Origin of the sequence: Clostridium sp., from assembly GCF_036639235.1 — a bacterium.
Lineage (GTDB): Bacteria > Bacillota > Clostridia > Clostridiales > Caloramatoraceae > Clostridium_AB.
In genome coordinates this window covers 1-5,810 of the sequence record NZ_JAVWJB010000066.1, presented here as the reverse complement: position 1 = coordinate 5,810, position 5,810 = coordinate 1, and the positions used below count along the sequence as shown (strand labels likewise).

The following is a 5,810-nucleotide window of genomic DNA, read 5'->3' as shown; positions in this document are numbered from 1 at the left end:
GAAACATTGACACAGGTATAGGATTTTTAGATCATATGCTAGACTTAATGGCAAAGCATGGGTTTATGGACCTTGATGTTAAGTGCATAGGTGATACTCATATAGATTATCACCACACAGTTGAAGACATTGCAATTGTACTAGGTGAGGCATTTTTAGAGGCAATAGGAGATAAGGCATCAATAACTAGATACTCAACTATATTTACTCCTATGGATGAAGCATTATCAATGGTTTCACTAGATATTAGTGGAAGAAGCTATTTACACTTTGATGTTACATATACAAGGGATAAGGTTGGAGATTTTGACGTTGAACTTGCAGAGGAGTTTTTCAGAGCATTTGCTATGAATGCTAAGGTAACACTTCACATGAACCTAAACTATGGTGTTAATAACCACCATATTATAGAAGGCTTATTTAAGGGACTTGGACGCGCTTTAAACAGTGCATGTGAGAAAAAGGATAGCATTAAGGGAGTACTTTCAACTAAGGGAGTTTTATAAGGAGGCAAATATGATTGCAATAATTGATTATGGGGTTGGTAACTTAAAAAGTATATATAACTCACTTCAAAGACTTGGTATAGATTCTGTTGTTACTAAGGACGAAGAGGTTATAAATAATGCTGATAAAATAATACTTCCTGGGGTTGGAGCGTTTAAAGATGCTATGGCATCCCTTGAAAAATCAGGACTTATTAAATGCATTAAAGAAAATGTAAAGGGTGGTAAACCAACTCTTGGTATATGCCTTGGTATGCAGGTTTTATTTGACAGGGGATTTGAAGACGGTGAGTGCAAGGGACTATCTATACTTGAAGGAGATGTTGTTAAGCTTAAGGAAGGGCTTAAAATACCCCACATGGGATGGAATAGTTTAAAATTCAATAAATCGCATAAACTACTAGAAGGAATCGATGAAGGTGAATTTGTATACTTTGTTCACTCTTATTATGTGGAGGCTAAGAACTTAGATGATGTTGTTACCTTCTCAGACTATGGGGTTAATGTTCCTGGAATAGTAGCTAAGGGAAATGTTATTGGAATGCAGTTTCACCCAGAAAAAAGCGGAGAAACAGGTCTTAAATTATTAAGAAATTTCGGAGGTATGTAATATGATTATTTTTCCAGCAATAGATATTAGAGGGGGACAATGTGTAAGACTGCTTCAAGGGGATTTTGACAAAGAAACAGTATACGGAAATAGCCCAGCTGATACAGCTAAGAAGTGGGAAGACCAAGGAGCTAAGTTTATCCACATAGTGGACCTAGATGGAGCAAAGGATGGCGAGGGGAGAAACTTCCTTGCAATTAAGGATGCTATAAGCAATGTTTCTATTCCAGTACAAGTTGGGGGAGGAATAAGAACCCTTGAATATGTAGACCAGCTTATAGAAGCTGGTGCTGCTAGGGTTATTCTTGGAACTGCTGTAATTGAAGATAGAGACTTTGTTGTAAGTGCTGTTAACAAGCATGGAGACAAGATAGCTGTATCACTAGATGCTAAAAATGGCTACGTTGCAACTAAGGGATGGACTGAAGTTACAGACTCTCTTGCAAAGGATGTTGCAAAAGACCTTGAGGCAATTGGAGTTAAAACAATAGTATATACTGATATTGCAAAGGACGGAATGCTTATTGGACCTAATTTTGAAGAAACAGATGAACTTAATAAACACGTTAATATAGATATTATAGCTTCAGGTGGAGTTTCAAGTGTTGAGGATGTTAAGAAGTTAACTGAAATGAATATTTACGGTGCTATAATCGGAAAGGCTCTATATGATGAAAAGGTAAGTCTTAGCGACTTTTAGGGGGAATTTAAATGCTTACAAAAAGAATTATTCCATGTCTAGATGTTAGAAATGGAAGGGTAGTTAAGGGGACTAAATTTAAAAATATAGAAGACGTTAATGATCCTGTAGAGCTTGCTGAGTTTTATAGTTTAGAAGGTGCAGATGAACTTGTATTTTATGATATTACAGCAAGTAACGAGGGTCGCGGAATATTTCTAGATGTTGTTGAGAAAACAGCATCTAGAGTTAATATTCCCCTAACAGTTGGAGGAGGAATAAGTTCAGTTGATGATTTTTCAGCAGTACTTAAGGCAGGAGCAGATAAGGTATCTGTTAACTCCTCAGCTGTATATAATAAGAACCTTATAAGAGAGGGTGCGCTTAAGTTTGGTCGCCAATGCGTTGTTCTATCAATGGATATTAAGAGAAATAGTGATGGAATATATAAGGTATATGTTAAGGGTGGTCGTGAAGAGACAAGCCTTAATGCTATTGAATGGGCACTAGAAGGAGAAAAACTAGGTGCTGGTGAAATAGTTATTAACAGTATAGATACAGATGGAGTAAAGGAAGGCTTTGACCTTGATATAACTAAGAAAATATCTAATTTAGTTAATATTCCAGTTGTAGCCTCAGGTGGTGCAGGTAAAAGTGAGGACTTCCTTGAGATATTAACAAAGGGTGATGCAGATGCAGCACTTGCAGCATCAGTTTTCCACTACAAAGAAATTAAAATAAAAAACCTTAAAGACTACCTAGGGGACAATGGGGTTAGTATTAGGAGGATAAAATAATGCAGGTAAAATACGATGATAAGGGACTTGTTCCAGCTATTATTCAATGTGTAAGCTCTGGTAAGGTGCTAATGCTTGGGTATATGAACGAAGAGGCTCTTAATAAAACACTAGAAACTAAAAAGGTATGGTTCTATAGCAGAAGTCGTCAAAAGCTTTGGATGAAGGGTGAAACATCATCTAACGAGCAAATAGTTAAAAGTATTAAGACAGACTGTGATAATGATGCAATACTTGTTGAGGTTGAAAGCAGAGGGCCTATTTGCCATACAGGAAGTAGTACATGCTTCTTTAATGAAGAATACAAAGAAAAGGAATTTGAAAGTGTAGTAGATAAGCTATACAATCTTATTTTAGATAGACAAAATAATCCTGTTGAAGGGTCATATACAAACTACCTTTTAGAAAAGGGAGTTGATAAGATTCTTAAGAAGGTAGGAGAAGAAGCTAGTGAAGTTATAATTGGAGCTAAGAATAATTCTAAGGAAGAAATGAGCTATGAAATATCAGACCTTGTATATCATTTGTTAGTTTTAATGGTTGACAGGGGATTAAAAATAGACGATATAGTAGAAGAGCTTAAAAAAAGATTTAAGTAGAGTAATATATCGGAGCTGATTTTATTGGACTATGAAAAAATATTAATTAATGAAATTAAAGCTTGGAAAAATGACATGGAAAAGGGTCCTAAGTTTACAAGCATATTCTCTAAAAAGGTGCAAAATAAGGTAAATGAAATAATACCTAAAGAAGCACATGAGATTATTACAGCTGCCCTAAAGAATATGACTAAGGTGCTTTTAAAGGGTTCTGAAATTATAAGTGGTAAACCATATAGCTCATTAACTATGAGGGAGAGGGACTATTTATTTGATGAGAAGAAGGAAAGTTATAGGAAGGCAGCAACTATTTCAGGAATATCTATAGGAGCTGGAGGAATAATGATAGGACTTGCAGATTTACCTGTTCTTCTCAGCATTAAAATAAAGTTTCTTTATGATACTGCTTTAATATATGGATATGATATTAGGGATTTTAAAGAAAGGCTTTTTATACTTTATGTATTTATGCTAGCATTTTCATGTGATGAAAAAAGACTTGAAATATATCAAATAGTTAAAAAGTTCGATAAGATAAAGGATAAATTACCTAGTAGTTATGAGGAATTTGACTGGAAAAGCTTTCAACAGGAATATAGAGATTATATAGACCTTGCTAAGCTTTTGCAGTTCCTACCTATAGTTGGTGCAGTGTTCGGTGGAGTTGCTAATTATAGGCTTCTTAACAGGCTGTCCTACATTTCTAAAAATGCATATAGATATAGAACATTAAAATCAAAGGGTCTCCTATAAGGGGGCCTTTTTTGTGATTGAAAATGAAAAAACTGTAAATACTAATATTAATATAATTTATATATTGACAAATTTCTTAGCGGAATATATAATTTAGCTTGTTTAGAATTACTAAACAAAAAGTTTAATAATACAAACAAAAATAAATAATAAAGGGTGCAAACATGATTATAGGAGAAAAAATAAAGCAGCTTCGAGTTAAAAATGGACTGACGCAAGAGGAGCTTGCCGCACGTTGTGAGCTTTCTAAGGGATTTATATCCCAGCTAGAAAGAGATCTAACTTCTCCTTCTATAGCAACTCTTATGGATATTTTAGAGTGTCTTGGAACTAATATTCGAGACTTTTTTAATGAGGCTGTAGAAGAAAAAGTAGTTTTTTCAGCTGAAGATATTTTCGTAAACGAAAACAAAGACTTAAATAATGAGATACACTGGATTGTTCCAACTGCCCAAAAGCACGAAATGGAACCAATCTTAATGCATCTTGATGAGGGTGGAAAAAGTTTAGACCATGACCCACACGACGGAGAAGAGTTTGGGTATGTTCTACAGGGAAGTGTCTGGTTACATATTGGTAGCAATAAGCACAAAGTTAGAAAAGGGGAGACTTTCTACTTTAAACCAACCCTAAACCACTATATATCAAATGGAGGAAAAACCAAGGCAATAGTTCTGTGGGTTTGTTCACCTCCAACCTTTTAAAATTTTTTATGTGGGAGGTAAAGGAAAATGGAAATGGGAGAAAATATTATTGAATTAAAAAACCTTACGAAAGTCTATGATAGTCATGAGGCTTTAAAGGGAATTAACCTTTATGTTAGAAAAAACGAGTTTATAACTCTACTTGGACCAAGTGGATGTGGGAAGACTACAACACTTAGGCTTATAGGAGGATTTGAGGCTCCAACAAGTGGGCAAATTCTTTTTGAAGGCAAGGATATTGCGAGTCTTCCACCACATAGGAGAAATGTTAACACAGTATTCCAAAAGTATGCATTATTTCCTCACCTTGATATATATGAGAATATTGCATTTGGGCTTAAGCTTAAGAATATGGATGAGGACCTTATAGATACTAAGGTTAAGAATATGCTTCATCTTGTTAACCTTGATGGCTTTGAAAAAAGAGATATTGACTCATTAAGTGGAGGGCAACAGCAAAGAATAGCAATTGCTAGAGCACTTGTTAATGAGCCTGAAATTCTTCTACTTGATGAGCCTTTAGCGGCACTTGACCTTAAAATTAGAAAAGAGATGCAAACAGAGCTTAAGAAGATGCAACAAAGCCTTGGAATTACATTTATATTTGTAACACACGATCAGGAAGAGGCACTAACTATGTCTGATACTGTAGTTGTTATGAATAATGGTAGTATTCAACAAATAGGAACTCCAGAGATGATTTATAATGAACCAAAGTCAGCATTTATTGCAGAGTTTATTGGTGAAAGTAACATTTTAAATGGGGTTATGCATAAAGACTTTTTAGTAGAGTTTATGGGAAAAGAATTTGAGTGTCTAGATAAGGGATTTAAAGAAAAGGAAGATGTTGATGTGGTTATAAGACCAGAAGACATTAAGATAGTTGAATCAGAAGAGGGTATGCTTAAAGGAATAGTAGAAACAGTAATATTTAAGGGTGTTCACTACGAAATGATAGTTAATGTAGATGGCACTGATTTTATGCTTCATAATACGGATATGTCACCAGTAGGTAGCGAGATAGGTCTTAAAATAGACCCTGATGATATCCATATTATGAAAAAGGTTGTAAAGTAAATGCACAGTAGAAAAAAATTACTAGCAACTCCACACATCCTATGGATGTTACTTTTTACTGTTATTCCTATTTTAGTAATTCTAT

The 5,810-nt window shown here is 34.7% G+C and carries 8 protein-coding genes; all 8 read left to right on the top strand.

Annotation, left to right across the window (positions count from 1 at the left end):
* Positions 1 to 506, top strand: a 506-nt coding sequence (gene hisB / locus RR539_RS10095) for an imidazoleglycerol-phosphate dehydratase HisB (RefSeq protein ID WP_332500391.1), incomplete at its 5' end; no start/stop codon positions are given.
* Between the two features lie 10 nt (positions 507 to 516).
* Positions 517 to 1,116 (top strand): imidazole glycerol phosphate synthase subunit HisH, encoded by a 600-nt coding sequence (hisH, locus tag RR539_RS10090; RefSeq protein ID WP_332474662.1) that lies wholly within the window; start codon positions 517 to 519, stop codon positions 1,114 to 1,116.
* A 1-nt stretch (position 1,117) separates the two neighbouring features.
* A complete protein-coding gene (gene hisA, locus RR539_RS10085; protein ID WP_332483504.1) occupies positions 1,118 to 1,816 on the top strand; it encodes a 1-(5-phosphoribosyl)-5-[(5-phosphoribosylamino)methylideneamino]imidazole-4-carboxamide isomerase in 699 nt (232 codons plus the stop codon).
* Positions 1,817 to 1,827: 11 nt separating this feature from the next.
* Positions 1,828 to 2,592: an imidazole glycerol phosphate synthase subunit HisF gene (gene hisF / locus RR539_RS10080; protein WP_332474892.1), complete on the top strand. Its 765-nt coding sequence runs from the start codon at positions 1,828 to 1,830 to the stop codon at positions 2,590 to 2,592.
* Complete coding sequence (gene hisIE, locus RR539_RS10075) at positions 2,592 to 3,191, top strand: bifunctional phosphoribosyl-AMP cyclohydrolase/phosphoribosyl-ATP diphosphatase HisIE (protein WP_332474891.1); 600 nt, start codon at positions 2,592 to 2,594, stop codon at positions 3,189 to 3,191. Before hisF ends, hisIE begins: the two co-directional genes overlap by 1 nt.
* A 24-nt stretch (positions 3,192 to 3,215) precedes the next feature.
* Positions 3,216 to 3,944, top strand: coding sequence for an EcsC family protein (locus tag RR539_RS10070; protein WP_332474890.1), 729 nt, complete (start codon positions 3,216 to 3,218; stop codon positions 3,942 to 3,944).
* A 164-nt stretch (positions 3,945 to 4,108) separates the two neighbouring features.
* A complete protein-coding gene (locus RR539_RS10065) occupies positions 4,109 to 4,648 on the top strand; it encodes a helix-turn-helix domain-containing protein (protein ID WP_332483503.1) in 540 nt (179 codons plus the stop codon).
* 33 nt (positions 4,649 to 4,681) lie between these two features.
* Positions 4,682 to 5,725, top strand: a complete 1,044-nt coding sequence (gene potA, locus RR539_RS10060; RefSeq protein WP_332483541.1) for a spermidine/putrescine ABC transporter ATP-binding protein — start codon at positions 4,682 to 4,684, stop codon at positions 5,723 to 5,725.
* Positions 5,726 to 5,810 lie beyond the last annotated feature (85 nt).